Origin of the sequence: Phaeospirillum tilakii, assembly GCF_042683125.1 — a bacterium.
Lineage (GTDB): Bacteria > Pseudomonadota > Alphaproteobacteria > Rhodospirillales > Magnetospirillaceae > Phaeospirillum > Phaeospirillum tilakii.
Genome location: NZ_JBHUIY010000022.1, coordinates 40,188 through 66,490 on the forward strand (window position 1 = coordinate 40,188; position 26,303 = coordinate 66,490).

Annotated in this window: 26 protein-coding genes; 8 read left to right on the plus strand and 18 right to left on the minus strand. The window is 68.3% G+C overall.

Annotated features, from left to right (window positions below; genetic code table 11):
• Positions 1–141: 141 nt before the first annotated feature.
• From purD to ACFSNB_RS11805, 5 genes are all read right to left on the minus strand, one after another.
• Positions 142–1,413 (minus strand): phosphoribosylamine--glycine ligase, encoded by a 1,272-nt coding sequence (gene purD / locus ACFSNB_RS11785; protein ID WP_377316745.1) that lies wholly within the window; start codon positions 1,411–1,413, stop codon positions 142–144.
• Between the two features lie 95 nt (positions 1,414–1,508).
• Positions 1,509–2,663 (minus strand): glycosyltransferase family 9 protein, encoded by a 1,155-nt coding sequence (locus tag ACFSNB_RS11790; RefSeq protein WP_377316747.1) that lies wholly within the window; start codon positions 2,661–2,663, stop codon positions 1,509–1,511.
• Between the two features lie 3 nt (positions 2,664–2,666).
• Complete coding sequence (locus ACFSNB_RS11795; protein ID WP_377316749.1) at positions 2,667–3,782, minus strand: glycosyltransferase family 9 protein; 1,116 nt, start codon at positions 3,780–3,782, stop codon at positions 2,667–2,669.
• Entirely contained in the window at positions 3,779–4,894 is a 1,116-nt protein-coding gene (locus ACFSNB_RS11800; protein ID WP_377316751.1) for a glycosyltransferase family 9 protein, read from the minus strand. The genes ACFSNB_RS11795 and ACFSNB_RS11800 overlap by 4 nt, the downstream gene beginning before the upstream one ends.
• Positions 4,895–4,903: 9 nt before the next feature.
• A complete protein-coding gene (locus ACFSNB_RS11805) occupies positions 4,904–5,290 on the minus strand; it encodes a DUF6165 family protein (RefSeq protein WP_377316753.1) in 387 nt (128 codons plus the stop codon).
• Positions 5,291–5,455: 165 nt separating this feature from the next.
• Here ACFSNB_RS11805 and ACFSNB_RS11810 point away from each other — a divergent pair, with 165 nt between their 5' ends.
• On the plus strand, positions 5,456–6,058 hold the full coding sequence (locus ACFSNB_RS11810) for a D-sedoheptulose-7-phosphate isomerase (protein ID WP_377316755.1): 603 nt from the start codon (positions 5,456–5,458) through the stop codon (positions 6,056–6,058).
• Positions 6,059–6,192: 134 nt separating this feature from the next.
• Here the strand turns inward: ACFSNB_RS11810 and ACFSNB_RS11815 are convergent, their stop codons facing one another.
• The 6 genes from ACFSNB_RS11815 to kdsB form a co-directional block, all read right to left on the minus strand.
• Positions 6,193–6,813, minus strand: a complete 621-nt coding sequence (locus ACFSNB_RS11815) for a D-sedoheptulose-7-phosphate isomerase (RefSeq protein WP_377316757.1) — start codon at positions 6,811–6,813, stop codon at positions 6,193–6,195.
• Between the two features lie 34 nt (positions 6,814–6,847).
• Positions 6,848–7,798, minus strand: a complete 951-nt coding sequence (locus tag ACFSNB_RS11820) for a phosphoglycerate dehydrogenase (RefSeq protein WP_377316759.1) — start codon at positions 7,796–7,798, stop codon at positions 6,848–6,850.
• On the minus strand, positions 7,795–8,460 hold the full coding sequence (gene gph / locus ACFSNB_RS11825) for a phosphoglycolate phosphatase (protein WP_377316761.1): 666 nt from the start codon (positions 8,458–8,460) through the stop codon (positions 7,795–7,797). The genes ACFSNB_RS11820 and gph overlap by 4 nt, the downstream gene beginning before the upstream one ends.
• Before the next feature lie 12 nt (positions 8,461–8,472).
• Positions 8,473–9,222: an HpcH/HpaI aldolase family protein gene (locus tag ACFSNB_RS11830; RefSeq protein ID WP_377316763.1), complete on the minus strand. Its 750-nt coding sequence runs from the start codon at positions 9,220–9,222 to the stop codon at positions 8,473–8,475.
• 77 nt (positions 9,223–9,299) lie between these two features.
• Positions 9,300–10,334 (minus strand): Gfo/Idh/MocA family protein, encoded by a 1,035-nt coding sequence (locus ACFSNB_RS11835; protein WP_377316765.1) that lies wholly within the window; start codon positions 10,332–10,334, stop codon positions 9,300–9,302.
• Positions 10,331–11,104, minus strand: a complete 774-nt coding sequence (gene kdsB, locus ACFSNB_RS11840) for a 3-deoxy-manno-octulosonate cytidylyltransferase (protein WP_377316767.1) — start codon at positions 11,102–11,104, stop codon at positions 10,331–10,333. Before kdsB ends, ACFSNB_RS11835 begins: the two co-directional genes overlap by 4 nt.
• 436 nt (positions 11,105–11,540) lie before the next feature.
• On the opposite strand from kdsB, the gene ACFSNB_RS11845 reads away from it, so the two are divergent.
• The 5 genes from ACFSNB_RS11845 (at position 11,541) to ACFSNB_RS11865 (ending at position 18,634) form a co-directional block, all read left to right on the plus strand.
• Positions 11,541–13,736: a DUF6044 family protein gene (locus ACFSNB_RS11845; protein ID WP_377316769.1), complete on the plus strand. Its 2,196-nt coding sequence runs from the start codon at positions 11,541–11,543 to the stop codon at positions 13,734–13,736.
• Positions 13,737–13,776: 40 nt separating this feature from the next.
• Positions 13,777–14,748 (plus strand): glycosyltransferase family 2 protein, encoded by a 972-nt coding sequence (locus ACFSNB_RS11850; RefSeq protein WP_377316771.1) that lies wholly within the window; start codon positions 13,777–13,779, stop codon positions 14,746–14,748.
• A 4-nt stretch (positions 14,749–14,752) separates the two neighbouring features.
• Positions 14,753–16,609 (plus strand): asparagine synthase (glutamine-hydrolyzing), encoded by a 1,857-nt coding sequence (gene asnB / locus ACFSNB_RS11855; protein ID WP_377316773.1) that lies wholly within the window; start codon positions 14,753–14,755, stop codon positions 16,607–16,609.
• Positions 16,606–17,349: a class I SAM-dependent methyltransferase gene (locus ACFSNB_RS11860; protein ID WP_377316775.1), complete on the plus strand. Its 744-nt coding sequence runs from the start codon at positions 16,606–16,608 to the stop codon at positions 17,347–17,349. Before asnB ends, ACFSNB_RS11860 begins: the two co-directional genes overlap by 4 nt.
• 106 nt (positions 17,350–17,455) lie before the next feature.
• Complete coding sequence (locus ACFSNB_RS11865) at positions 17,456–18,634, plus strand: SGNH/GDSL hydrolase family protein (RefSeq protein ID WP_377316777.1); 1,179 nt, start codon at positions 17,456–17,458, stop codon at positions 18,632–18,634.
• Positions 18,635–18,746: 112 nt separating this feature from the next.
• On the opposite strand, the gene ACFSNB_RS11870 is transcribed toward ACFSNB_RS11865, so the two are convergent.
• The 3 genes from ACFSNB_RS11870 to ACFSNB_RS11880 are packed head-to-tail and all read right to left on the minus strand — an operon-like array spanning position 18,747 to position 21,149.
• A complete protein-coding gene (locus ACFSNB_RS11870) occupies positions 18,747–20,585 on the minus strand; it encodes a carbamoyltransferase family protein (protein WP_377316779.1) in 1,839 nt (612 codons plus the stop codon).
• Positions 20,586–20,611: 26 nt separating this feature from the next.
• Positions 20,612–20,761 (minus strand): DUF5989 family protein, encoded by a 150-nt coding sequence (locus tag ACFSNB_RS11875; RefSeq protein WP_377316781.1) that lies wholly within the window; start codon positions 20,759–20,761, stop codon positions 20,612–20,614.
• A 10-nt stretch (positions 20,762–20,771) separates the two neighbouring features.
• A complete protein-coding gene (locus tag ACFSNB_RS11880) occupies positions 20,772–21,149 on the minus strand; it encodes an SxtJ family membrane protein (protein WP_377316783.1) in 378 nt (125 codons plus the stop codon).
• Positions 21,150–21,504: 355 nt separating this feature from the next.
• On the opposite strand from ACFSNB_RS11880, the gene ACFSNB_RS11885 reads away from it, so the two are divergent.
• Together ACFSNB_RS11885 and ACFSNB_RS11890 are read left to right on the plus strand one after the other, a co-directional pair.
• Positions 21,505–23,244 (plus strand): hypothetical protein, encoded by a 1,740-nt coding sequence (locus tag ACFSNB_RS11885; protein WP_377316785.1) that lies wholly within the window; start codon positions 21,505–21,507, stop codon positions 23,242–23,244.
• The gene (locus ACFSNB_RS11890; RefSeq protein ID WP_377316787.1) at positions 23,244–24,434 is read left to right on the plus strand and encodes a radical SAM/SPASM domain-containing protein; all 1,191 of its coding nucleotides are present in this window, start codon (positions 23,244–23,246) and stop codon (positions 24,432–24,434) included. Before ACFSNB_RS11885 ends, ACFSNB_RS11890 begins: the two co-directional genes overlap by 1 nt.
• Positions 24,435–24,586: 152 nt before the next feature.
• Here the strand turns inward: ACFSNB_RS11890 and ACFSNB_RS11895 are convergent, their stop codons facing one another.
• The 4 genes from ACFSNB_RS11895 to ACFSNB_RS11910 all read right to left on the minus strand — a co-directional run.
• The gene (locus ACFSNB_RS11895) at positions 24,587–25,069 is read right to left on the minus strand and encodes a hypothetical protein (protein WP_377316789.1); all 483 of its coding nucleotides are present in this window, start codon (positions 25,067–25,069) and stop codon (positions 24,587–24,589) included.
• Positions 25,041–25,343 (minus strand): ISAs1 family transposase, encoded by a 303-nt coding sequence (locus ACFSNB_RS11900; protein WP_377316791.1) that lies wholly within the window; start codon positions 25,341–25,343, stop codon positions 25,041–25,043. The genes ACFSNB_RS11895 and ACFSNB_RS11900 overlap by 29 nt, the downstream gene beginning before the upstream one ends.
• The gene (locus tag ACFSNB_RS11905) at positions 25,340–25,918 is read right to left on the minus strand and encodes a hypothetical protein (RefSeq protein ID WP_377316793.1); all 579 of its coding nucleotides are present in this window, start codon (positions 25,916–25,918) and stop codon (positions 25,340–25,342) included. The genes ACFSNB_RS11900 and ACFSNB_RS11905 overlap by 4 nt, the downstream gene beginning before the upstream one ends.
• Positions 25,919–26,180: 262 nt before the next feature.
• On the minus strand, positions 26,181–26,303 hold a 123-nt coding region (locus tag ACFSNB_RS11910), incomplete at its 5' end, for an integrase core domain-containing protein (protein ID WP_377316801.1).

Here is a 26,303-nt window from a genome sequence, read left to right on the forward strand (position 1 = left end):
CCAACGATCTAAGCGGACGGGGGTATTCTGTCAAGCGATCCCGCATGAACTTTCCGTCATGGGCGGCGGAAAAGGATTCGTTCCCAGCCACTTGCGCCCGGCGGGGGGCGATCGGGCGGGGGGCTCGCCCCCCGCCGGCCGTCAGCGGGCGAGCGCCCGCCAGGCGATGTCGCGGCGACAGAACCCGTCGCTCCAGGCGAGCCGGTCGATGGCGCGATAGGCGCGGTCGCGGGCGGTGGCGACGTCGGCGCCGACGGCGGTGACGCCCAGCACCCTTCCGCCATTGGCCAGCACCTGCCCGTCCTTCAGCACGGTGCCGGCATGGAACACGGTGACGCCCTCGACCGCGCCGGCCTGGTCGAGTCCGCCGATCACCGTTCCCTTGCGGTAGGCGCCGGGATAGCCGGCGGCGGCCATCACCACCACCAGCGCCACCTCGTCACGCCAGGACAGGCTGACCTGATCGAGCCGCCCCTCGGCCGCCGCCACCAGCACCGGCAGCAGATCGGATTCAAGCCGGGCCATCAGCACCTGACATTCCGGGTCGCCGAAACGGACGTTGTATTCGAGCAGCTTCGGCCCCTCGGCGGTGACCATGATCCCGGCGAACAGCACCCCGGCATAGGGCCGCCCCAGCTCGGCCATGGTCGCCATCAGCGGCTGGATGCAGCGCGCGACGATCTCGGCCTCGATGGCGGCCGTCACCACCGGCGCGGGCGAATAGGCCCCCATCCCGCCGGTATTCGGCCCGGTGTCGCCGTCGCCGACCCGCTTATGGTCCTGGGCGGCGATCAGCGGCAGGGCGGTGGTGCCGTCGCACAAGGCGAAGAAGCTGCATTCCTCGCCTTCGAGGAATTCCTCGATCACCAGTTCGTCGCCGGCGGCGCCGAACACCTTGTCGCCCATCATCATATCGACGGCGGCGAGGGCCTCGGCCTCGGTCATCGCCACCACCACGCCCTTGCCGGCGGCGAGACCGTCGGTCTTGACCACGATCGGCGCCCCCTTGGCGCGGATGAAGTCCTTGGCCGCCCCGGCATCCCGGAAACGCTGATACCACGCGGTGGGAATCCCGGCCCGCGCCGCGACATCCTTCATGAACCCCTTCGAGCCTTCCAGCTCGGCCGCGGCGGCCGACGGCCCGAACACCCGGATCCCCTCGGCGCGGCAGCGGTCGGCCAGCCCGGCCACCAGCGGCGCCTCGGGCCCGACCACCACCAGATCGACCGCCTGGGCCCGGGCGAAGGCCACCAGCGCCTCGACATCCTCGGCGGGGATCGCGACACATTCGGCGCTGGCGGCGATGCCGGCATTGCCGGGGGCGCACCACAATTTTGTGAGCAACGGCGACTGCGCCAGCTTCCAGCACAGCGCGTGCTCGCGCCCGCCCGATCCCACCACCAGAACCTTCATGCCTGATCCTTTCTCGTCGTATCCCGTGACGCTCACCCCCAAAGGGTTCCAAGGGCCTTGCGGCCCGGGGCTGGGTGCGGGCAGAGCCCGCGCCTTCAGCCGGTCAGCCCGTCGAGGGCGCCGGTCACGTCTTCCACCGTGATCGCGGCGACACAGGGAAAGGCCTGATCCGGCCCGGACCGCTTGGGACAGCGCCACAGACAGTGATAGCAGTCCATCGCCACGGAAAGGAAGCGGCTCGCGGCCGGCCGCACCGCCTCGGGATAGGGCACGAAGCTGCCGAAATGCCCGCCGCCGGCCAGCAGCACGGTCGGCGCCCCCACCCCGATGGCGAGATGACCCGGCCCGGTGTCGTTGCTGACCACCGCCGCCGCATGCTTCATCAGATCGACCAGCTCCGGCAGCTTCAGGGTGCCGATGGTGTCGATCGCGCGCGGATCGCCGAGGGCGGCGATCGCCGGCTTGGCGAAGGCTTCCTGGCCGGCGCCGACGAACACCACCCTGAGCCCGCGCGCCAGACAATGGCGGGCGACGGCGAGGAACTGTTCAAACGGCCAGCGCCGTCCCGGCTCGTTGGAGCCGAAATTGAGCACGACATAAGGCCCGTCCCCGGCCAGCGCCGGCCGCCGGTCGGGCCAGGGCAGCCGCACCGTCTCGGCCGGCATCGCCCGCCCGGTCAGCGCGGCGAGGAAGGCGAAATGACGCAGTCCCTCATGGGTGGGATAGGGCCCGGTGTCGATCACCCGGGTGGCGCGGGCGAGATACCAGCGATATTCGGCCCGGGTGCGGTCGGTGACGAAGGGCTGGCTGACGATCCGCTGCGGCGCCCGGCTGGCCCAGACCAGGGAATCGGCGGTCAGGGTCTTGCGCATGAACATGTCGCACACCGCGACGGCGAAGCCCTGGCGCCGCACCCACAGGGCGATGCGCAGCCGGTAGGCCCATTTCTTCTCGAAGGCGTGCTCGTCGATCGTCACCACCCGGAAGCCGGGGAAGGCGTCGGGGACCAGACTGCGCCAGGAATGGCAGCCGAGCAGGGTGATCTCGCCCGGCTCGACCCCGAAGGCGGCGGGGTAGTGGTCGAGCGCGGCGCGGGCCATCACCATGTCGCCGATGCCGTCCATCCGCACCACCAACACCCCGCGCCGCCGCCGGGGGCCGGGCCACAGCGCGACCAGGGCGTCGATCGGACGGAACAGCCACCAGCGCCGGCGCATGCCGCGCGGAAACAGGATATCGCGCCACGTCACTTGCTAGAACGTCCCCCGGGTCACGGTGTCGCGGATCGCCGCCACCGCCGGGGCGATGTCGAGCCCGGCGACGCAGGGGAAATAGCCGTCCTCCAGCGGCAGGCGGCAGCGGCCGAGGCAGCCTTCACACACCATCGGCAGGGTGAGGAAACGGACATTGGCCGGGGTCACCGCCTCGTCATAGGGCACGCCGGCACCGACATAGGCGGCGCTGGCGAAGCATACCGTGGGCGTGCCGAGCAGCACGGCGAGATGGAGCCCGGCGGTATCGACCCCGACCGCGATCCGCGCCCCCATCAGGATCGAGGCCAGCCGTTCGAAGCCGCCGGTCTCGATCTCGACGTTGGGCTGGGCCAGCAGGGCCATGATCTCGGGGTTGCGGTCGAAATCGTTGCGGTGGCCGGCGACCAGCACCCGCCAGTGGGTCGGCACCGCCTCGACCAGCCGCCGCCAGTGTTCGGGCCGCAGCATGCGCTGGCGCACCCCGGAGAAGGGGAAGAACACCACGGTGTCGCCCATCCGGTCGGCCGGCGGCAACTGGCTGTCGGGCAGCAGGGCCATCTCGGGCGGCTTGCGGTCGTCGAGCACCGCGTCGGCGAAGTTCGACCAGCGCACGATCTTGTCCTGACGCAGCGGCCCGGAATCGAACAGCAGGTCGAACACCTGTTCGCTCTCGTCGCGGCGGCGCTCGAAATTGCGCTTGAGCGGCGGCGGCAGCATCCCGGCGGTCTCGACCGGGTCGGCGGCGACGATCAGCGCCTCGTCGCGCTCGTGCTCGCGGATGTAATCGAGCGAAACGATCAGGCGGAAATGCTGGGCATGCAGCTCGGCGAAGCTCTTCCAGCGATAGCCGATCTCGTCGAGCCGCTCGAAATCGATCCGGCGGATCTTCAGCAGGCGGGGAAACAGGAAGGCCATCCCGGCGGCGTCGCCCCGGCACAGCAGGGTGACGCTTTCGTCGAGCCGGCCGAGCCGCATGAAGCGGGCCAGCACCGCCGACAGGAACACCATCTCGGCCGGGCCGCGCGAACTGACCAGCAGCACCCCGCCGGAGCGCCGCCGCTTGCGTTGCCGCAGCAGGAAATTGAGCAGGGGATCGAGCAGCGGGGCGATGGTCATGGCGGGTTCCCGAGCAGGCTGGCGACCGTCTCCACCACCAGATCGGGGTCGAGGGCGGCGACACAAGGATACATCGAATCGACCAAAGGTCGCCGACAATCCCCCAGGCACCCCTGACAGGGCATCGATTGCCACAGCACCCGCACCGACGGCGGTGCCACCAGCGGATCGTAGGGCACGATCTCGCCGACATAGGCGGCGCTGGCGAGGCACAGGGTCGGCGCCCCCAGCGCGGCGGCGAGGTGGAAGCAGGCGGTATCGACCGACACCACCAGCCGGGCCGAGCGCAGCTTGCCGGCCAGTTCGGCGAACGGGGCCGGCTCGAACGCCACCCCGGGCAGGTCGAGCAGCGGGCGGAATTCGGGATTGCGGTCAAGGTCGCTCGGGTGGCCGGCGATCCGCATCGCCCAGCCGGGCGGCAGCAGCGCGTGCAGCCGGCGATAGAGGTCGGGCGGGCTCTGCTTGGCCTTGACCGCCGAGAAGGGCTGGACGAACAGGGTCGGTTCGGGCAGCGGCACCGCCGCCGGCAGCCGCGCCGGCGGCAGCGCGACCTGGGGCGGCGGCAGCTCCGCGCCGGTCAGGGCGCGGGCGAGATCGGCCAGCCGCAGCAGCTTGTCGCGCAGCACCGGCCCGGGCTCGACCAGCCGGCGCCAGCGTTTGGCGGCGCGGTCGAGCCGGCGCTGATGCTTCGGCCAGGGCCGGGCCACCAGCGCCGCGCTGTCGGGGGCGGCGCAGGCGGCGGCCAGCGCCTCGTCGAGGTCGGGATGGCGGACGAAATCGGTCGAGACCACCAGCCGGTAATGGGCCCGGTACAGCCGCAGCAGCAGGCGGCGGCGCGGTCCGACCCGGCGCAGGTCGGCGAAATCGACCGCCTCGACCCGGATCCCGGGCGGCAACAGGAAGGCCATCTTCGCCGCGTCCTTGCGCAGCAGCACCGTCACCGTCTCGCCCGGCCGGGCCAGCGCGGCGAAGCGCTCGACCGCCAGGGCGAACAGCACGGTGTCGCCCAGCCCGCCGGCCGAGATCAGCAGCACCCCCGCCGCCGGTCCCGGCCGCCGGGTCAGGCGCCGTTCCAGCCCCAGCAGCGGATCGAGCAGACGGTGCGGCTTCACGGCGGCGGCTCAGTAGGCGGCGTAGGATTTCTCCTCGACCAGATCGGAGCCGAGGAGGTCGTTGATCCGCCGCTTGACGGCGGCGCGGCGGTCGTTGGTGACGTAGACCGAGCGGGCGAGGCGGATGAAGGTCTCGCCGAAATCCTGGGCCCGTTCGCAGTCGCGGATCTCGTCCTCGATCTCCCACAGCGATTCGTTGATGGTCTTCAGCTCGCCGGCCAGCGCGGCCAGCCCGGCATGGCCGGGGAACTCGCGGTCGCGCACCGCCGCCAGGGCGTCGAGTTCGCGCCGGACATTGGCCAGCTTGGCCGGGTCGCTCAGGCGTTCCGCCTTGATTTCAAGGATGGTGATCTTGTCGATGACCTCGCCCCAGGATACGGGCACCAGAACGGACATGGCGAACCTGCGAAAGCTGCTGATGGCGGTTTCTTAGCAGATATCGCCCTCCCCCCCAAGGCCGCAACCGCGCGACGATGACGGGGCGGGGCAAGCGGAACCTCGCGGAACGGGGCGAGATCGGCTAGGCTCGCGCCTCCCGTTGCGCCGAGGAGCCCGTTGCCCATGACCGATTCCCTTGCCCCCTGCCGCGCGGCGATCGACGCGGCCTTCGTCCTGCTGCGTGACGCGGTGGCGGCCGGCGGCAAAATCCTGACCTGCGGCAATGGCGGCAGCGCCGCCGATGCCGAGCATATCGTCGGCGAACTGATGAAGGGCTTTCACCTCAAGCGCCCGTTGACGGCGGAAGAGGTGGCGGCGCTGGCCGCCGTCAGCCCGCAGGAGGGGCCCCGGATCGCCGCCGGGCTGCAACGGCCGATCGCGGCGATCTCGCTGGTCAGCCAGACCGCGCTGATCACCGCCATCGCCAACGACAATGACGCCGACCTGATCTTCGCCCAGCAGGTGCTGGGGCTGGGCCGTCCCGGCGACGTGCTGGTGGCGCTGTCCACCTCGGGCAATTCCCGCAACGTCATCGCCGCCGCCCAGGTGGCCCGCGCCTTCGGTCTCAAGGTGGTGGCGCTGACCGGGGCCGGCGGTGGCGCGCTGGCGCCGCTGGCCGACGTGGCGATCCGGGTGCCGGCGACCCAGGTGCCGGCGATCCAGGAACTGCACCTGCCGGTCTATCACGAATTGTGCGCCCGGCTGGAACAGGCCTGCTTCGGCTGACCGGAGCGGGCTCTGCCCGCACCCGCCAAGGGCCGGGGGCCCTTGGATCCCATTCCCTTATCCTTCGCCCCCCCGGAAAACCAATGGGTTCCAAGGGCCTTCGGCCCTTGGCGGGTGTGGGCGGAGCCCACGTTTCAGAAGGTGCGGGCGGCGACCAGGGCGGGGTCCATCCGGCTCTGGCGCAGATACTGGGCCAGGATGTGCATCAGGCTCTGGTGGGTGTCCTCGACGATGCCGTAATTGCGCGCGTCGACATGGAGGTTGACGTCGGCGCGGCCGGCCGAGGCGCCGCCGTCGAAGCCGGTCAGGGCGATGCTCGCCACCCCGCGCGCCCGGGCGGTTTCGACCGCGCGCACGATGTTGGGGGAATTGCCCGAGGAGGAAATCGTCAGCAGCACATCGCCGGGGCGGGCGAAGGTTTCGATCTGCCAGGCGAACACCTCGGCATAGGCGATGTCGTTGGCGATCGCGGTGATCAGGCTGGGGGTGGCCGACAGGCTGACCACCCGGGGGCGCCAGTCGGTGTCGGCCTGGACCCCCTTGGCGCAGTCACACACCAGATGGTCGGCGATCGCCGCCGAGCCGCCGTTGCCGCAGGAAAACAGGGTGGCGTCGCGGGCGAAGGCCTCGGTCAGCAGGGCGGCGGCGCGGGCCACCGAAGCCGGATCGACCGAGGCGGCGGCCCGGGCCAGTTCGGCGAAATAATCGGCGCAGAACGCGCCGGCCTCGGCGTAGGGATGGTCGGGAAAGCGCATCGCGGGCCCCTTCGTCGGGAGGTGTGGGGCGGGGTCAGCCGGCGGGGAAGCTGCCGTCCGGCTCGGGCAGGCGGGCGTGATCGAGGCCATCGATCGCGGCCCGGCCCATCGCCAGCACCGCTTCCTCGGCACTGCCGCCGATATGCGGCGTGACCAGCACGTTGGGCAGCCGGATCAGGTCGAGATCCTCGGGCGGCTCGCTGGCGAACACGTCGAAGGCGGCGCCGCCCAGGCGGCCGTCCAGCAGCATCGCCTTGACCGCCGCCTCGTCGAGCAGGCCGCCGCGCGCGGCGTTGATCAGGATCGCCCCCGGCTTGAGCCGGCTCAGCCGCTCGGCCGACAGCAGGCCCCGGGTCGAGGCATCGAGCGGCAGATGCAGTGTCACCACGTCGCTTTCGCCCAGCAGGGTGTCGAGATCGACCGGCCGCACCCGATGGGCGGCGTAGAATTCGGGGAAATCGAGGATGTCGTGGGCCAGCACGGTGCAGTCGAACGCCCGCAGCAGCGGGACGAGGTCCTTGCCGATATGGCCGCAGCCGACGATGCCGACCGTCTTGCCGGTCAGCTGACGCCCGACCAACTGGCGCCAGCCGCCGTCACGGGCCAGCGTGTTGGCCTGGGGGATCAGCCGCAGCAGGCTGATCGCGGTGGCGATCACCAGTTCGGACACCGAACGGCGGTTGACCCCGCCGGTCCAGCCCAGCCGCACCCCGCGCCGGGCCAGGGCGGCGAGGTCGATCATGTCGAGCCCGACCCCGTATTTGCCGATCACCTTGAGGTCGGGCAGTTGGGCGAGCAGATCGTCGGTGATCTTCTCCAGCGCGGTGATCGCCTTGTCGTGGCCGCGCAGGAAGGCGGCCAACTCGGCCCCGGCCAGCGAGCGGCCGCTCTCGTTGAAGGTGACCTCGGGATAACGCGCCAGCAGTTCGGCCCGCAGCACCGGATGGCGCGAGAACGAGCGCGAGGCGACGGCGACCCGGCTCATCGCGCCAGCCCGGCCAGCGCCGCCGGCAATTGGTCGAAATGGGACAGGATCGCGTCGGCGCCCAGCTCGGCCACCGGCACCCGGGCATAGCCGAAGCTGACCACCAGCACCGGGATCCCGGCATCGCGGGCGGCGGCGACGTCGGTGCCGGAATCCCCGACCATCACCGCCGGCCGGCCCTCGGCGCCCATCCGGCGCAGGGTTTCGCGCAGATGCTCGCCATCGGGCTTGCGGCGCGGGAAATTGCCGCCGACCACCGCGCCGAAATGACGGGCGAGGTCGAGCGTCTCGATCACCGGCCGGACGATCTCGTCGGGCTTGTTCGAGCACAGGCCGAGCGGGGTGCCGGCCAGCCCGGCCAGCATTTCCGGCACGCCGGGGAACAGCCGGGTCTCGTCGGCGGGATGGGCCTGATAGAAGGCGATGTAGGCCGCGATCAGCTCGGCCAGCTCGTCCTCCGCCGCCGGATGGCCGGTGGCGGCAAAGGCGCGTTCGATCAGCGGCCGGGGGCCTTCGCCGACGAAGGTCATCACTTCGGGCAGGCTCAGCGCCCGCCGTCCCTCGCGCACCAGCAGGCGGTTGATCGCGCCGCGAACGTCGGGGATGCTGTCGATCAGGGTTCCGTCGAGGTCGAAAATGATCGCGGGGGTGGGGGCGGACATGCTCCGGTCTCCTCAGGCTTTCAGCGGGGCGAAGACGTGGCGGATCGCCTGGGCGTCGGTGCCGAAGGCGATCAGGCGGAAGCCTTCCTCCTTGCGCGCCTCCAGTCCGTCGAGCACCGGGGCGACCTGATGGATCCCGGCGGCCTTGCCGGCCTCGGCGCAGGCGTGGCGGACCTCGGCCATGGCGTCGGCGAAGGCGGGGGTGGCGAAATTGCCGGCCTGGCCCAGGCTGGCCGACAGGTCATACGGCCCGAGGAACAGGGCGTCGACCATCGGCAGCGCGGCGATCGCGGCGGCGGCGGCGACGCCGGCCCGGGTTTCGATCTGCGGCACCAGCAGCGGCTGGAAATGGTTGAGCATGGTGTCGAAGCTGTCGCCGAACTGGTTGCCGCGCGACAGGCCGACGCCGCGCTTGCCGGCCGGCGGATAGAGGCAGTGGCTGGCGAAGGCGCGGAAATCCTCGGCGCTTTCGACCACCGGCACGATCAGCCCCTGGCAGCCCTGATCGAGCAGGCGCCGGGCCAGATAGGGGTCGGCCGAGGGCAGCCGGGCGAACGGCGCCACCCCGTGACGCTCGGCGGCGATGAAGACCCGGCCGGCGGTCTCGATGCCGATCGCGCCATGCTCCATGTCGACCGCCAGCCAGTCGAAACCGCAGCCGGCGAGGCATTCCGCCAGCTCGGGCGAGGGCAGGGTCAGCCAGGCGCCGATGCTGCTGCGGCCGTGACGAAGGGTGGACCGGATATCCGCCGCACTGGTCATGATGGAAAACCTTTCAGCCCAGGAAAAACGATCGGGGTCGGGGAAAAAACGGTTGGGGGGCGTCTGGCGGGGCGGGGTCAGAGATCCCAGCGCCGCCGCCAGTCCGGATCGGCGCGGTAGATGTCGTACACCAGCCGCATGGTCTTCAGCGCCTCGTCGGACGAACCATGCTCGACCGGGCGATCCTCCCGCACCGCGTCGGCGAACTCGGCGATCTCGTCGGCCCAGCTCGGATCGGTGTTGTAGCGGGTGGTCTGCTCGCGCGGGTCGCCGTTGCCTTCCTCGTCGCGCCACGCCACGGTCAGGGTCTCGGCGCCATAGCTCTTCGAGCCCGACAGGATGCCGGACAGGGTCAGCGCCGCCCGTTCCAGGGTGATCGACAGCGAGAAGCGGTGCCGCCACTGCGTCGCCGAGGAATGCAGCATCGCCACCACCCCGGCGTCCGAGCGCATCAGGGCATAGGCGTTGTCCTCGACGTCGTGGCCCCAATAGCCGTTGCTGACGATGCTGTGGATGGTGGTGAACTCGCCGCCGAACAGCCGCATCAGATCGACCATGTGGATGCCCTGGTCGAGCAGGATGCCGCCGCCGGCGATCGCCCGCTGCGAACGCCAGTCGCTCTGACCGAAGCTGATGATCTTCGACTTGCCGTAGGTGCCCTTGAGGTCGAGCACCCGGCCGAACGTACCCGACCGCACCAGCCCGAGCGCGTCGCGCACCGAATCGTGATAGCGGTGGTTGAAGCCGTATTTCAGCTTGAGCCCGGGATGGCGGCGCTCGGTGGCGATCACCCGCTCGATGTCGGCGACGTCGCGCCCGGGTGGCTTTTCGCAGAACACGTGCCGGCCCCGCTCCAGGCCGAGGATGGTGGCGTCGGCGGCGACGTCGTTGGTCAGACAGACCAGCAGGATGTCGAAATCCTGCTCAAGCAGATGGTGATAGTCGCTGAAGGCGGGCAATCCGTCGGGCAGGGCGGTGATGCCCTGGGGTCCGAAGCTGCGGTCGGCCACCGCGACGGTGCGGAGCGCGGGATGGGCGTCGATCACCTGACGGCGGCGGCGGCCGACCACGCCATAGCCGGCGATGCCGACCCGGAGCGGCGCGCTGCTCACCGGCCCAGCTCCAGATAGCGGGCGGTGATCGGGTCAGCGCGCAGCACCTGCTCGGCGCGGTCGCGGTCGGCCGGGGTGTCGACGCCGATGGTCTCGCGGTCGGCGACGACGATGCGGATGGCGTAGCCGTGTTCGAGGGTGCGCAGCATGTCGATCTGCTCGATCCGTTCGAGCGGGGTGCGCGGCAGCTGGCCGAACGTGTCGAGGAAGGCGCGGGAGAAACCGATCACCCCGGTCTGCTGGTAGACCGGGGGGAAGTCCTTGACCCGCGAACGCGACGGGATCGGGCTGCGCGAGAAGAACAGCGCCCGCCCGTCGGGGGCGGCGCAGACCTTGACGCAATTATGGTCGTCATGGTCGGCGGCCGAATGGATCGGCGAGGCGAGATTGACCACCGGGGCGGGGGCCTCGGCATAGGCGGCCAGCATCTGCTCGATCATCGCCGGCGTCACCAGTACCTCGTCGCCCTGGACCATCAACACCAGATCGTCGGCGGCGGGGGCGATTCCCAGTTTGGCCACCGCCTCGACGGTGCGGTCGACGCAGCCGGGATGATGGTCGCCGGTCATCACCGCCTCGCCGCCGGCGGCGACCACCGCGTCATGAATTTCCCGATCGCAGGTCGCGACCACCACCCGGTCCAGTCCGCGCGCCAGCCGGCAGCGGTGCCAGACATGCAGCACCAGCGGCAGGCCGAGCAGGCCGATCAGGGGTTTGCCGGGAAAGCGGGACGAGGCCATGCGGGCCGGAATGATACAGACGGCGCTCACGAACGGAACTCCTCGCGAGAAACGATATTAAAGAAACGTCCCCTCGCCGGATCGGGCATGCGACAGCGACGGGGCGGGGGCTCGATCCGAGGTGCGGTGTCGCTGGGGACGGCGGGAGGGATCGGGCCGCGGTCCAGGGCCGGGGCAGGGGGCCAGGCGCCGCAGGCGAGACCGTGGAGCGGAGACCGTCCGATGTCAATTGAGATTCACCCGCCCGGGCCATTTTGGCGCCGAACCTGACCGCCGGGAAATCGATGCCGCGCCTTGCATCCACCCCGGCCTTATGCCAAACACGAGCCTCCCGACAGGATCGGCGAAGGCCCGGGGCGGCCTTCCGATCAGCCGCCGTTGATCGCCGAACGGCCCATCTTCCCGGGTGTTGTGTCCCGTGCCGCCATGGTCACGGGCTGGATCGTTGCAGGACGAGGGGGCCAGTATGCTCAGCCAGATCGGGGGGGGGATATTCCTGTGTGGTCTGATCGAGATCACGGTTGCCGCCGCCGCCTTTCTCCTCTTGTGGCGGTGGTGCCCGCGCTTCGCGCCCGACCGCCGTCGGGCCGCCCTGCTGCTGTTTCTCTGGTGCCTGCTCGCCACCCTTGAATATTGGGTGTTCGGCCCGCGCTCGTTCGTGATGGTCAATGACGAGGGCGAATTCTCGCTCCCGCTGTTCCTCTATCTGGCCCGTTGGTATCAGGGGGGCAGCTTCGCCCATGGGGTGATGGGCGGGGTTGATGCCAATTTGCTTTACGGTACCCAGTTCCTCTGTCTGGAACGGCTGCTGTTCGACCACCTTCCCGCCTGGGGCGCGATGGCGGTGCATAAGGGATTGGTGGTGGCGACCGCCGCCTCGGGGGCTTATCTGCTGGCGCGGCGCGGTGCCGGGGCCGGACGGGGGGCCGCCGTCGCCCTGGCGATGATGATCGTGTTGGCCCATCGCTACGCGCTGACCGTCACCGTCCATCACGGTCTCGGCTACGCCCTGATCCCTTGGGGCGCCTATATCCTGGTGTTCCGTTCCGGGCGCCGCTGGTTCTGGGGCGCGGCGGCGCTGCTGGCGCTGGTGCATGCCGCTTCCTCCTCCGCCACCCACAGCGCGATGGGCTTCGCCCTCGGCGCGGTGGCGGTGTGGCTGTTCGCCGGCCGGCCCCATCCCGTCCGGTTCTGGGGCGGGCTGGCCCTGGTCGGCGCGCTGTCCCTGCTCAGTTGGCACGAAACCCTGTTCGCGATGATCGTCGAGGGCGCTGACAGCGCCCGCGCGCTGCATGGCGGGGTTCCTGGGGCGCTGTGGTCTTTGCTCTTTTCGGGATCATGGGGGCGGATGATGGAACTCGTTCCACTGATCCTGCTCGCCCTGGGGCTGTTGGCGGTGCGGCGGTCGCCGTTGCTGGGTCGGGCCGGGGGCATGGTCCTGTTCACGGTGCTGGCCGGTCCGCTGCTGATCCATCTGCCCTGGGCGCGGTTCGGCCTGGCTCCCCTGGCGGCGGTCGATTTCACCTATTTGACCCTGGGCCTGACCGCGGTGGCGGTGATGGTGATCGGCTGGGCCAGTCGCCCGGCGGTTCCGGGCAACGCGGCCCCGGCTGGGGCCGCGCGGGCGCGGCTGCCGCTGCTGACCACCGCCATCCTGGCGATGGCGGTGGGGACGATGGGCTGGCACAAGGCTTGGCATGGCCTGCAATGGTTCGGGATGGGCGGTCAGAGCGTGCTGGTCGCCTATGACGACCTGACCCGGCACGACTGGACCGGGGCCGCGCCGGTGCGGGTGGTCAGTCTGCCCTACCGGCTCGAGCCCAACACCGTCGCCACCTATGGTCTGGAAAGCTTCGACGGCCTGCTCAACATCGTGCCCGAGCTGCGCTCGCGCTTCTGGGCGGCGGCGTTTCCCGCCCCCAACCCCAATCTGACGGTCGGCTACAATTACATCTCGTTCCAGGGCGGGCTCGATTTCCTCTGCTGCGACTCCTATCCGCTGGCGCGGATCGCCGCGCCCGAGGTGCTGCGGCTGGCCAATGTCGGTTTCGTGCTGAGCCTGTTGCCGCTCGAGGGCGCGGGGGTGACCCAGGTGGTGGGGCCGGCGGCCGACTGGCGGCCGCCGCGGCGGGGCGATTCCCTGCGGGAACGCCTGACCGGATATGGCCGGATGCTGCTGGGGCCGGTCGGGGTGCATGTCTACCGGCTGGACGAGCCGTTGCCGCGCGCCCATGTCGCCCGGCGGGTCGAGGCCGTCCCGGCGGAGATCGATCCGGGCACGGTGGAAACGGTGGCCCGTGCCGCCCTCGATGGCGCCGCCCTGGTCGCGCCTGACGCCCTGCCCGGGCTGCGCGGCGACGAATCCGCCCGGGTCGAGTCGGTTGCCGAGACCCCCGATGGCTATCGGGTGGCGGTATCGGCACCGGCGGGCGGCGTGTTGCTGGTCAATCAGCTTTGGCGGCCGTTCTGGCGGGTCGAGATCGATGGCGTGCTCCAGCCGCCGCCGGTCGCCGCCAATCTGATCGAAATGGCGGTGGCCTTGCCGCCGGGGGCGCGGCGCGTCGAACTGCGCTATAGTCCGCCCCGCCTGCGCTCCTGGCTCGGTGCCGCGTTGCACCGGCTGTGGGCGGGTCGCGGAGACGATCATCCGGCGGCCGGCTGAGGCGCGGCGCTGGGGAACCGGGGGAAGGAGTTCACGGGCGATGCTGTCGATCATTTCGCCGCTTTACAATGAACGGGACAATGTCCGGCCGCTTTATCAGGCGGTGGTCGCGGCGCTGGACGGGGTCGGGCGGCCTTACGAACTGATTCTGGTCAATGACGGCAGCACCGACGGCACCGCCGACGAACTGGCGGCGCTGGCCGCCACCGATCCCCGCCTCAAGGTGATCAATTTCCGCCGCAATCACGGCCAGACCGCGGCGATGATGGCCGGGATCGATGCCGCCTCCGGCGAGATCCTGATCCCGCTTGACGGCGACCTGCAGAACGATCCGGCCGACATTCCCGCCCTGCTCGCCAAGCTGGAGGAGGGCTATGACGTGGTGTCGGGCTGGCGGTTCAACCGCCAGGATGCCGCCTTGCGGCGCAACCTGCCGAGCCGGATCGCCAACTGGCTGATCTCGCGCATTTCCGGGGTGCATCTGCACGATTACGGCTGCTCGCTCAAGGCCTATCGCCGCGAGGTGCTGGAAGGGGTGCGGCTCTATGGCGAGATGCACCGCTTCGTGCCGATCTACGCCTCGTGGCAGGGGGCGCGGGTGACCGAGCTGCCGGTCCGCCACCATCCCCGCCGCTTCGGCCAGTCCAAATACGGCCTGGAGCGGATCGGCAAGGTGCTGCTCGACCTGATGCTGGTCAAGTTCATGGGCGATTTCACCACCAAGCCGATCTATGTGTTCGGCGCGGCCGGGCTGTTTTCGCTCGCCCTCGGCGTCCTGTCCTTCCTGTATGCCTGCGGGCTCAAGCTGTTCGAGGGGGTGTCGTTCATCCTGACTCCGCTGCCGTTGCTGTCGGTGTTCGCCACCCTGATGGGGATGATGTTCGTCCTGCTCGGCTTCCTCGCCGAGATGCTGGTGCGGGTCTATTACGAGGCCCAGGGCAAGCCGACCTATCTGATCCGCGACAGCATCAATTTCGACCGGCCGGGCCAGCCCGGGCGGTCGGAGGACTGAGCCGGTGTGCGGCATCGCCGGATTCGCCGGGGCGGGGGACGCCGCCGTGCTGGCGGCGATGGCCGCGTCGATCGCCCATCGCGGTCCCGATGGCGCGGGCAGCCTGATCGACGAGTCGGCCCGGGTGTTTCTGGCCCATCGCCGTCTCGCCATCCTCGATCCCACCCGGGGCGCCCAGCCGCTCGGCAACGAGGACGGGTCGGTGGTGGTGGTGTTCAATGGAGAAATCTACAACCACCATCAATTGCGGCGGACGCTGATCGGACGCGGCCATCGCTTCGTCACCGACCATTGCGACACCGAGGTGCTGGTGCATGGCTGGGAGGAATGGGGCGAGGATCTGCCCGGCCGGCTCGACGGCATGTTCGCCTTCGCCCTGTGGGACCGGCGGCGCCATCTGCTGTTCCTCGCCCGCGATCGCTTCGGCAAGAAGCCGCTTTATTACGCCGCCGGTGGTGATGCCTTCGTGTTCGGCTCGGAGCTGACCGCGCTGCTGCGCCACCCGGCGGTGGACGATGCCGCCGACCGCCTCGCCCTCAAGAAGCTGTTCGCCTATGGTTTCATTCCGGCGCCGCTGACCCGCTACCGCGCGGTGCGCAAGCTGCCGGGGGGGCATTGGCTGCGCTGTGACCTCGGCGATGGCGGCATCGAGCAGCGCGAATATTGGCGCTTCCGCCTCGCCCCCGATCCGGCGCTGGCCCGGCGGGGCATCGACGATCTGGCCGAGGAATTGCGCACCTTGTTCAGCGACGCGGTGGCGCGCCGGCTGGAAAGCGACGTGCCGCTTGGCGCGCTGTTGAGCGGCGGGGTGGATTCGAGCGCGGTGGTGTGGGCGATGGCCCAGCATCTGCCGCCCGAGCGGATCGAAACCTTCGCGATGGGGTTCGACGAGCCGAGCTTCGACGAAAGCGCCTACGCCCAGACCATGGCCGAGGCGGTCGGCAGCCGCCATCATCGCGATGTCTGCCGGCTGGAGGAGGCGCGGGACGGACTGGTGCCGCTGCTGTCCCGCCTCGACGAGCCGATCGCCGATTCCTCGGTGCTGCCGACCTGGCGGGTGTGCCGCTTCGCCGCCGGCCGGGTCAAGGTGGCGCTGACCGGCGACGGCGGCGACGAATTGTTCGCCGGCTACGATCCGTTCCTGGCCCTGGCCCCGACCCGCGCCTGGCGGGCGGTGGTGCCGGGGGCGGTCAGCGGCTGGTGCGCCGGCCTTGCCGGCCATCTGCCGCGCTCCGATGCCAACATGAGTCTCGATTTCAAGATCCGCCGCTGGCTGGGCGGGGTGCGGGCGGCGCCGGCCTGCTGGATTCCGACCTGGATGGCCCCGCTTGCCCTCGACGAGATCGCTCGGCTGTTCGGCGAGCCGGCCCCGGCCGAGGAGGTCTATGCCGAGGCCCTGGCCGCCTGGGACGCGGCCGGCGCCGACCATCCGGTCGATCGCGCCCTTGAATATTTCACCCGGCTCTATCTGCAGGACGACATCCTGGTCAAATCCGATCGTGCCAGCATGCTGAACGGGCTGGAACTGCGCTCCCCCTTTCTCGATGCGGCGGTGGTGGATTTCGCCGCCCGCCTGCCCCGGCGGTTCAAGCTGCATCGCGGCGAGCGCAAACGCCTGCTCAAGCGGGCTTTCGCCGGCCGGGTGCCGGACTCGCTGCTGCGGCGGCGCAAGAAGGGGTTCGGCATGCCGATCGGCGCCTGGTTGCGCCGGCTTGATCCGCCGCCGGCCGGACGGCTGCCCGAGCTTGACGAAAGCTGGTTGGCCGCGCGGTGGGAGCGCCACCGCCGCAACGAAAGCGACGAGCGGCTGGCCCTGTTCTGTTGGCTGGCCCTGGCCCATGCGGGAACGGAGACGACGTGAAGACGGAAACCTACGAGATCGAGGACCGCGTGGTCGAACACCATTGGTGGTTCGTCTGCCGTCGCCGTCTGTTCGCCCGGCTGATCCGGGGGCTGGGCCTCGGTCCCGAGCGGGCGGTGATCGATGTCGGCACCTCGTCGGGCACCAACCTGATCCTGCTCGGGGAACTCGGGTTCCGCAACGTCGGCGGGCTCGACATGTCGCCCGAGGCGGTGGCCTATTGTGCCCGGCGCGGTCTGCCGCCGGTGCGGCTCGGCTCGGCCGAGGCGATGCCGTTCGCCGACGGGACGGTCGATCTGCTGCTGGCCACCGACGTGCTGGAACATCTCGCCGACGATCAGGCGGCGCTGGCCGAGATGGCGCGGGTGCTGGTGCCGGGCGGGCGGGCGCTGATTACCGTGCCGGCTTTCCCCTCGTTGTGGGGATTGCAGGACGAGGTGTCGCTTCATCGCCGCCGCTATCGCCACGCGCCGCTGCTGGCTCAACTCCGCGCCGCCGGTTTCGAGATCGAGCAGAGCTTCCACTTCAATTTTCTGCTGTTCGCCCCGATCTGGCTGGCCCGGCAGATCCTGCGCCGGCTGCGGCCCCGGGTGGCGAGCGAAAACGAAATCAATGCGCCCTGGCTCAACCGGTTGCTGACCGGGGTGTTCGGCCTCGACGTCCGGCTCGCCCCCCGGCTCCGGCCGCCGTTCGGGGTGTCGATCCTGGTGCTGGCCCGCAAGCCTCTGCCGGACCAATAGGAAATTCGCCGGACGCCGTCCCCTCGCGCCGCCCCGATCCTGCCGGCCCGGTCACGGCACCGACAATCAGTGGAACCCGCCCTTTCGGGAAAAAGGATGAATCGGCATGAGTGAGGTCGTCTTCACCAGGAAGAAAACCGTCATTTTCTCGGCAATTATAATCTTTGCCGTTCTGATTTTGCTCGAAGGGGCCTCCCGGGCGATCCTTTCGCGGTTTTCCGAGACCGGGAGCTTTTCGGCGCGGGCGATTGAAAACCCGTTCCATCCGTTCCTGGGCTGGCAGGCCGCGCCGAATTACAAGGTCAACACCACCAAGGACACCGGCGGAGTCCATTACATCCGCACCGATGCCGACGGCAACTCGATTACCCCGGCCCAATATGCCAACCCGGTGCTGACGGTGATCGTCACCGGCGGCAGCACCATGTTCGGGGTCGGCGCCTCCGACAATGACGGCACGGTTCCCTCACAGATGGAGCGCCTGCTGCGCGAGCGGTTCGGTGCCGACATCAAGGTGGTCAATCTTGCGGTGCGGGGCTACACCTCGTTCCAGGAAATGCTGCGGCTGAAGGAATGGTTGAATGACGGCCACCGGGCCGATCTGGTCCTGTCGGTGTCGGGCCGCAACGATGCCTACGCGGCCCGGGGCGCGCGGGCCGCGCGCTATCTGCTGCTGCCCGAGCATGTCTGGACCAACGCGGTGCCGCTGGTCCGCGCGGCCGAATTGCAAAAGCCGATTCTCCTCAATCCGCTCGGCTTTTTCCGCGAGCATTCTGCCTTTATCGATCTGCTCGCCCGCATCGTGCTGCGCGTCACCGGGGGGAATGATTTCCACTTCGATGCCGCCGACGCGCCGGCGACGGGCCCGGCGTCGCCGGTGGTGCCCGAGGCGGCCGCGCTCGGCACGGCGACCAATTACCAGATGATGGCCCAATTGGCCCAGGCCTATGGCGCCGATTTCCAGTTCGTGCTCCAGCCGACCGCCTACACGCTGGACCGCTTCCCCGCCGACATTCCCGCCCTGACCCAGGATCCGGCCAAGGCCGAGACCGACCGCAAGGCCGAAGCCCAGTTCTATCGGGATCTGCGCCAGGATCTCGACGGCAGGCTGGCGCTGTCCGACCTGACCGCCGCGCTGAACGGCGCGGCCGGCACGCTCTACGTCGATCAGTGCCACTACACCGACGCGGGGGGCGCCCTGCTGGCCGCCGCCCTGGTCGAGACGATCGCGCCGAAAATCCAGCGGCGTCTGGCGGACCGGGAGCGTGCCCCCGCCGGCCATTAAACAAGACCCCGGCCCCCCTTTTTCAAAAAAGAAGGGGGTCCGGGGCCTCGCCCCGGTTGGGTTTGGGCGAAAGCAACCATTTGCCACGGCCGAAAGGCCGGTCTGGTCGGCCTCAGTCGAGGTCGAAGGCGCTCTTGTAATCGAGCTTGAGGGCGGGGTCCTGCTCATCCTTGTGCAGGACGCATTCCCCCACCACCAGCATCTCGATCTCGCTGCCCATGAAGCAGCGGAAGGCGTCCTCGGGGGTGCAGACGATCGGCTCGCCGCGCACGTTGAAGCTGGTGTTGACCAGCAGGCCGCAGCCGGTGCGGGCCTTGAAGGCCTCGATCAGGGCGTGGTAGCGCGGGTTGGTGTCGGCGTGAACCGTCTGGACCCGGGCGGAATAATCGACATGGGTCACCGCCGGGATCGTGGAACGCGGCACGTTGAGCTTGTCGATGCCGAACAGCGCCTGTTCCTCGGCGGTCATCGCCCGGCGCTGGTCTTCCCGCACCGGGGCGACCAGCAGCATGTAGGGTGAGTCGGCGTCGAGCTCGAACCAGTCGGCGGCGTCCTCGGCCAGCACGCTGGGGGCGAAGGGGCGGAAGCTCTCGCGGTACTTGACCTTGAGGTTGAGGGTCTTCTGCATCGTCGGCGAGCGCGGATCGCCCAGGATCGAACGGCCGCCCAGCGCGCGCGGACCGAACTCCATCCGTCCCTGCATCCACCCCACCGCCTTGCCCTCGGCCAGGGCCTGGGCGGCGGTCTCGATCATTGCGGCCGGGTCGAGGCGGTGCAGGCGGGCGCCGGCGGCGGTGAGACGCTGTTCGATCTCCTCGGGGGAATAATCCGGGCCGAGATAGGAGCCGCGCATCGCGTCGCGGCCGGCCGCGACGCGGCGCGGGCGGTCGTGGAACAGGTGATAGGCGGCATAGGCCGCGCCGAGGGCGCCGCCGGCATCGCCCGCCGCCGGCTGGATCCAGATCCGGTCGAAGATCCCCTCGCGCAGCACCTTGCCGTTGGCGACGCAATTGAGGGCGACGCCGCCGGCGAGGCAGAGATTGCGCGCCCCGGTCTCGCGCCGGATCGAGCGGCACAGCCGGGTCACCACCAGTTCGGTTACCGCCTGGATCGAGGCGGCGATGTCCATGTGGAACGGGGTCAGCGGGTCCTGGTCGGGACGGCGCGCCGGCTGGCCGAACAGCGCGTCGAAGCGCCGGTTGGTCATGGTCAGGCCGGTGCAATAGTCGAAATAGGACTGGTCGAGCCGGAAGGTGCCGTCCTCCTTGACGTCGATCAGATGGTCGAGAATGGTCTGGACGTATTTCGGTTCGCCATAGGGGGCCAGCCCCATCAGCTTGTATTCGCCGGAATTGACCCGGAAGCCGGTGTAATAGGTGAAGGCCGAATAAAGCAGGCCGAGCGAATGGGGAAAATGGAGTTCCTTGTGGATCTCCAGGCGATGGCCCGCGCCCAGCGCCAGCGAGGTGGTGGCCCATTCCCCCACCCCATCCATCGTCAGCACCGCCGCCTCCTCGAACGGAGAGGGGAAGAAGGCGCTGGCGGCGTGGCTCAGATGGTGCTCGGCGAACAGCAGCTTGTTCCGCCAGTCGAACTCCGGCGCGAGGCGCTTGATCTCCGCGCCGAGCAGATCCTTCTGGAACAGCTTTTCCTTCAGCCAGACCGGCATCGCGGCGCGGAAGGAGGCGAAGCCCTTGGGCGCGAAGGAGAGATAGGTTTCCAGCAGGCGTTCGAACTTCAGGAACGGCTTGTCGTAGAACACCACCGCGTCAAGCTCGGCGAGCCCAAATCCGGCGCGCTCCAGGCAGAAGGCGATGGCGTGCTCGGGAAAGGCGGCGTCGTGCTTCTTGCGGGTGAAGCGTTCCTCCTGGGCCGCGGCGATGATCTCGCCATCTTCGATCAGGGCGGCGGCGCTGTCATGATACAGCGCGGAGAGGCCAAGAATGCGCACGACGGCCGTTTCCTTCGTCTTGACGTCTAGAACAGAGTGTAGATGAAGGGAGCGATCGCCGAACCTTGTGACAGGACGATCAGGCCTCCGAACAACACCATCATGATCAGGACCGGCAGCAGCCAGAACTTCTTCCTGGTCAGGATGAATTGCCACAGCTCGATGAGAAAGCTCACGATCTTGCTCCTAGAACTGACGCCGCATCGAGTCCGCTGCCGGGCCAGGGGTGCGGTCGAGCCAATAGCTGGTGGCCGTCGGGTCCCGCTTGAGACGCAGCGGATCCTTGCCCGACAACCGCATCAGCAGGCCGATCGGGGTGACGGTGAGGAAGAACAGCAGCCCCATGACCAGCGGACTGACCACCCGGTGCAGGCCCATGCCGATCAGGAACCAGACGAAATTGAGCGGCTTGAGCGCCCGGGGGAAGATCAGGGCGACCAGGGCGAAAGCGGCGGCGATCCCCGCCGCCCACCAGGCCGGGTCCCCGCCTTCGCGCAGCGGCAACGCCGCCACCACGCCGAACACGACGGCAAAGACCAGGCCGAAGGCCCGGTTCGATCCCATTTGCGGCTGCCGCGCATAAGACTGGCCGTCCAATGCGGATCGCGTTTTGCTCATCGAACGCCTTATCTGGGAAAAATCCTGGAGGGGTACGGCCGAGCCGTCGTCTGACCCGGGCCGGGCCCACTTTTCCGCGATCCGTTCCGCTCTGTCAATCAGACAGCGTCCGGGCGGCGCCGCCGTGAAGGTGGGACGCCCCGTTCTCGATCGGACCGGGGGTGGCTGGGCCCGTGGGGTATGGCGCTTGACCGTCTTGCCGGGGGCGGGCGATAGTTTGGCCCGTCCGAGAGCGGGCGTGGATCTGGAAAGGCAACGTATGGCGATGCGTCTCGGGTTGAGAGCGGTTGTGGCGAGGGTTTTGCGCCCTTATCCGCACTTCCCGCTGCTGCCCTTCCATCTGCTGTCTCCCCCCGACGTGATCGCCGAACGGATCGGTGCCGCCGCCGTTGCGCGGATCATGGCCGAACCTGGCCCCGCCCGGCTGGAACAGGCGATGGTCGCGTTTCTTGGTGATGGCGATGCCGCCTGGGTGGTGCGCAAGGAAATGCACGCGGTCTATGAGCCCCGGCTGCGTGCGGTGGCGCTGCATCTTGATCCACCCGCCGCCCATGGCTTCGTCGGGGCCGAGCCCGGGCCGCTCGGCCATCCGCTTGATCGGCGCGCGGTGGCCGATCTCGCCGCGGCCCTGCCGGAGACGACGGTCTGGCCGCGTTTCCGTCCGACGGCGCGGCTGGTGCAGTGGGGGGTGCTGCTGGGTGGGCTCGTTGCCTTCCTGGCCCGGCTCGTCGTCCTGACCCTGCGCTGCCGGTGGCGGCGACGGCCGCCGGTTCATGCCGATGTGGTGGCGTCCAATTTCTGGACGGTACCGGTCTGGACTGCCTTGCGCGAGGCGGCTGAGGCTCAGGGCAAATGGCGGCCGGATTCCCTGCTGTTCATTCTCGACCTGCCTGGAGCCGAGACCTTCCGGTCCGGTCCATTCGCCACGATCGAGCCCGATGCCTTTGCCGCCCCGCTCGGTCCCTGGTTGCGCGAGGTGGCCGTGCCGGCGGTGGTGCTGGCCGGCCGGGTGTTGGCGACCGCGTCTCGGGCTCCCGGCTCGGCGGTGACATTGGAAACGGCGCGGCGGGTATTGAGTTTGGCTTGGCGTTCGCTGCCGTTATTGGTTCAGGCATACGGTCTGCGGTGCCGCTGGGTGCTGGAATGCGCCGACGAATCCTCGCAGCCCGGGTTGCGGGCGGTGGTGTTTCGCCGCTGTGGCGCCCGTTCGGTGCGCTGGCCTTACCATCAGAATGAATCGCCCGGAATCGGTCTGTCCTATTTCCTGTTTGATCTCTATCTCTGCGGTGGGGCCGTGCAGGAAACCACTTATCGGGATCAATGGTCGCCTCGCTGCCGGGGGCTGGCCGTCGGCCAGATCCGCAACGATTTCCGCATCAGCGGTGAAACCAAGGCCGCTCCGGTGCTGCGTGAGCGGATCGCGGCCGAATTGGCGGCGGGACGGAAGCTGGTGGTCTTTTTCGGCAGCAACACCACCCTCGGCTTCGAGCGTCCGGTGGCCGAGGCGCTGGCAGCGACACTGGAGACTTTTGCCGGGGTGCCGGGCTGGCTCGTGCTGGTCAAGCCCAAGGCCAGCAAGAGCCTGGAGCGACTCTATCGCGTTACCCCGGAGCTTGAGGGGCGCATGGCCGCCGAAAACGTGATCACCATCCGTTACGACGGCTCCGGCGAGCCCTGTCCCGCCGCCTGGGTGATCGAGCGGATGACGGTGGGGGTGTCGGTGCCGGGGTCGGTCCAGTCCGAGGCGCTGGTGTCGGGGCGGCCGTTGCTGACCTACTGGCCGGTGGTTCATCCGACCGCGCTGCGCAGCCGATTGATGGCCGACGGTTTGCTGTTCAGCGATCGGGCGGCGCTGGCGGCGGCTCTGGAGCGGATCCGCGCCGGCGCGTTGCCGCCGATCGATCTCGACTGGTACCGTTGGGCGCTCGATCCCTATGCCGACGACCACGCCCTTGACCGCGTTGCCGCCACCTTGTTCGGCGACGCCCCGGTGTCCCGCCCTGTTCCCACCGATGTTTCGTCCCAGCCGGCTGAGATCTGATGGAAAAGTTCGTCTGCGACTATCCCTGGACCCATTTCGAGGTCAACAATCCCGACGGCACGGTGTCGATGTGCTGCGACAACCCGACGCCGCTCGGCAACGTCAACCAGGCGACGATCGGCGAGATCTGGAACGGTCCGGCCTATCAAGCGATCCGGCGCCAGATGCGCGATCAGGGCGCCCAGGCGATCTGTCCGCCCTCTTGCCCGGTGATGGCCGGCGGCAAGGCCTATCAGCGGCTCGACTGGATCGACCAGCTTGATCCGGCCGGTCCGGCCCTCGCCAATGCCGAGCTCAACCAGCGCGAATTCGCCGCCGGCAGCCTGCGGCTCGAATCGCTGCCGCGCTGGATGCGCTTCGCCTATTCCTACGCCTGCAATCTCGACTGTTATCACTGCTACCAGCGCGAGGACGCCACCGCCCACCGCACCCTGCCGGACTCGTTTCTTGCCGAGGCGCGGGAGATGGCCCCGCTGTTCCAGGTGATCTTCCCGTTCGGCGGCGAGCCGTTCCTGTTCAAGCCGGTGAGCGACTTTCTCGACCAGACCCCGGTCGATCCCGGCTGCCGCTATTTCTTCGTCACCAATGCCACCCTGCTCAACGACCGGGTATTCGGAATGCTGGAGCGGCAACGGCTGGGGATGATCGCGGTGTCGCTCGACGCCGCCGACGGCCCGACTTTCGACGAACTGCGCCGGCGTGGCCGTCAGGCCGACTGGGAGGCTTTGCTGGCGAATCTCGCGCGACTTCAGGATCTGCGTTGCCGCAAGGGCTTCGTCTTCACCCTCAGCATGACGGTCAATCGCCGCAACCATGACCAGATCGACCGCTTCGTCGATCTGGCGCTGGGGTTCGACGCCGAACCGTTGCTGGTGCTGGTCACCAATCCGTATCAGACCGCCGCGTTCCAGCGCGACTTCCTCCATTTTAGTCCGGAGCAGTTCGCGACGATGGCGGCGCAGATCGAGTCCGCCTTGCCCAAGGTACGGGCGCGCGGCTTTCACGAGGCGGAAACCTTCCTGGAGGAATTGCGCCGCTGTCTGGCCTCCCACCGCGCTGGCGCCAATTCGCCGCTGCGCTTCGCTCTGCGCAAGACGGTCCGACAGGTGTTGGCCCGTCTGCCGGAGCCGGTTGCCGTCCGGGTGATGCCGTATCTGCGGTGGTGGTGGTACCGGTTGCATCAGGGCTGATGCGGGCGCCCCCCTTCGTTGTTTTCTAAAAAGAAGGGGGCGCCCGGTTGGGTTTTTGCGAAAGTGAACCCGGCCATCAATGAGAACCGCGGCTCCGGCGCCACGCAGGGCTGTTCAACGCTGATCAGATGCCAGCATAGTCCAGGATCAGATCAAGGTTGAGGCCGCCGGCCCAGATGGCCTGGGCGACGTTGTTGATGCCGTTTTGGCGGAGGATGTTGAGGGCGAAACTGCGGGCACGGGCCATATGCCGGGGTTGTGGCGGCTTCGCCGCAAGTGACATCGCGGACCCAATGGTTCCAGTTCTCGATGCCCCAATGCTCGCGGATGGCCGCGGCCCAGGTTGCGGCCGGCAGGTCTGTGGCGGAGGAGAGGTAGATGGCGACCTCGCTGCGTTGGTTCCACAGACCGGTGGCGGCGGAGCGCAACAGGGGGCGGCGAGTGACGCGGATGACGGTTTTGACGAAGGGCTGCCACTCGGTATCGGCCAGGGCGTCGCCGACGGGAAAGACCTCGACGGTGCGATCCTCCTGGCGGGATCGCCCGTTTCCGCGTGAGAACGCCGTATCGATGGCGGTGGCGGTGGCTGCAATGGCCGAGGCCGCATCAAACAGGGCGGATTGGTTGGCCTTCACCTGGACCCGCAGATGATTGCCCGTCTGCCGTGCAATCTCGAAGGTTTTTTTGACAGTGCATGGCGTCCAGGGTGAACAGTCTCCCGGTCAGACCCAACGCGGAAATCATCTCCTGGGCGGCAGGGATCTCGTTGCTCTTTTCGGCAACGGTGAGGTGGCCGAGGATGATCCACTGGTCGGCGGCAAAGGCGCTCAGCACGTGTGTCGCCTTGCGGTCGTTGAAGGCGTCGAAGCTGCCGCGCGGGGTCTTGCCGTCGATTGAATTACAGTTCATTTGGAAGGTGAGGCAGCGCCCTCGCCTCCTTTCTGAGGCTGAGTCGCGTCAGCATGGCTCCGGTCAACCTTGTCTGTGGACACCGCCGATAGTGGAGTCATCTTTTTATGAGCATCGTTAAAGTATAGCATCAATGTGTATGCCGACATAAGGACGGCAATCGCGAATGCGCCTGAACCAATAAACTTCGCAATATTATTTACGCGGTAGCAGCGCCGTATATATTTCTTATTTTTAGAATCATCGCCACCTTTTAGGGCGCTCGGAATTACACCGCCAACAACGCTGAAATAGCTAAGAGCTTTGTCGTAATCTCCATATGAATGACGCTCCATCAGAATTTGCGATGACCACCGACACAACATAAAAGACAGGCACGATACAGCGTCAAGCCAAACAATTGTTGATAAATAATTTCTATATTGCCATAGATCAGACTGTACGTCCTTGAGAAGAATGATTAATCCGCCCGCGAGCGCCGCGGTCCCAAAAATGCCGAGCGTGACATACTTTATATACTGCTCCCACAAAAATGGGAGGCGCTCTGAATAATATTTAATATTATCGTTTGTCATTTCTTTGCCCCATATTTAACTAAATGATATTCATCAGAAGGCCAAATCCGGCCCCGAAGATGCATGCCCCCCCCCCGCCCACTTCATGGTATAGTCAAGCCAAGCGCACAAGGCCATCCACAGAGCTGGCCGGGATTGTTTGGACAGAATTCGGCGGATTTTAAGTGGATCGCCTGCCGGTTTCGGTCTGGTTTTGCCGCTGGGGGCCTCATGCAGGGAGGGCGTAGCCCGACCGAAATGAGGCCCCCAGCGGCGGCGAAAATCATGCTGCCTCGATCTGGGGCAGGTTGTCAAAGTAGGCTTGGTCGGGCGTTCTGCCGCCATGGCTCGAATGCGGCCTGTGGCTGTTGTAAAAGTCAAAGTAGCGGCCGAGCGAGGCGCGGGC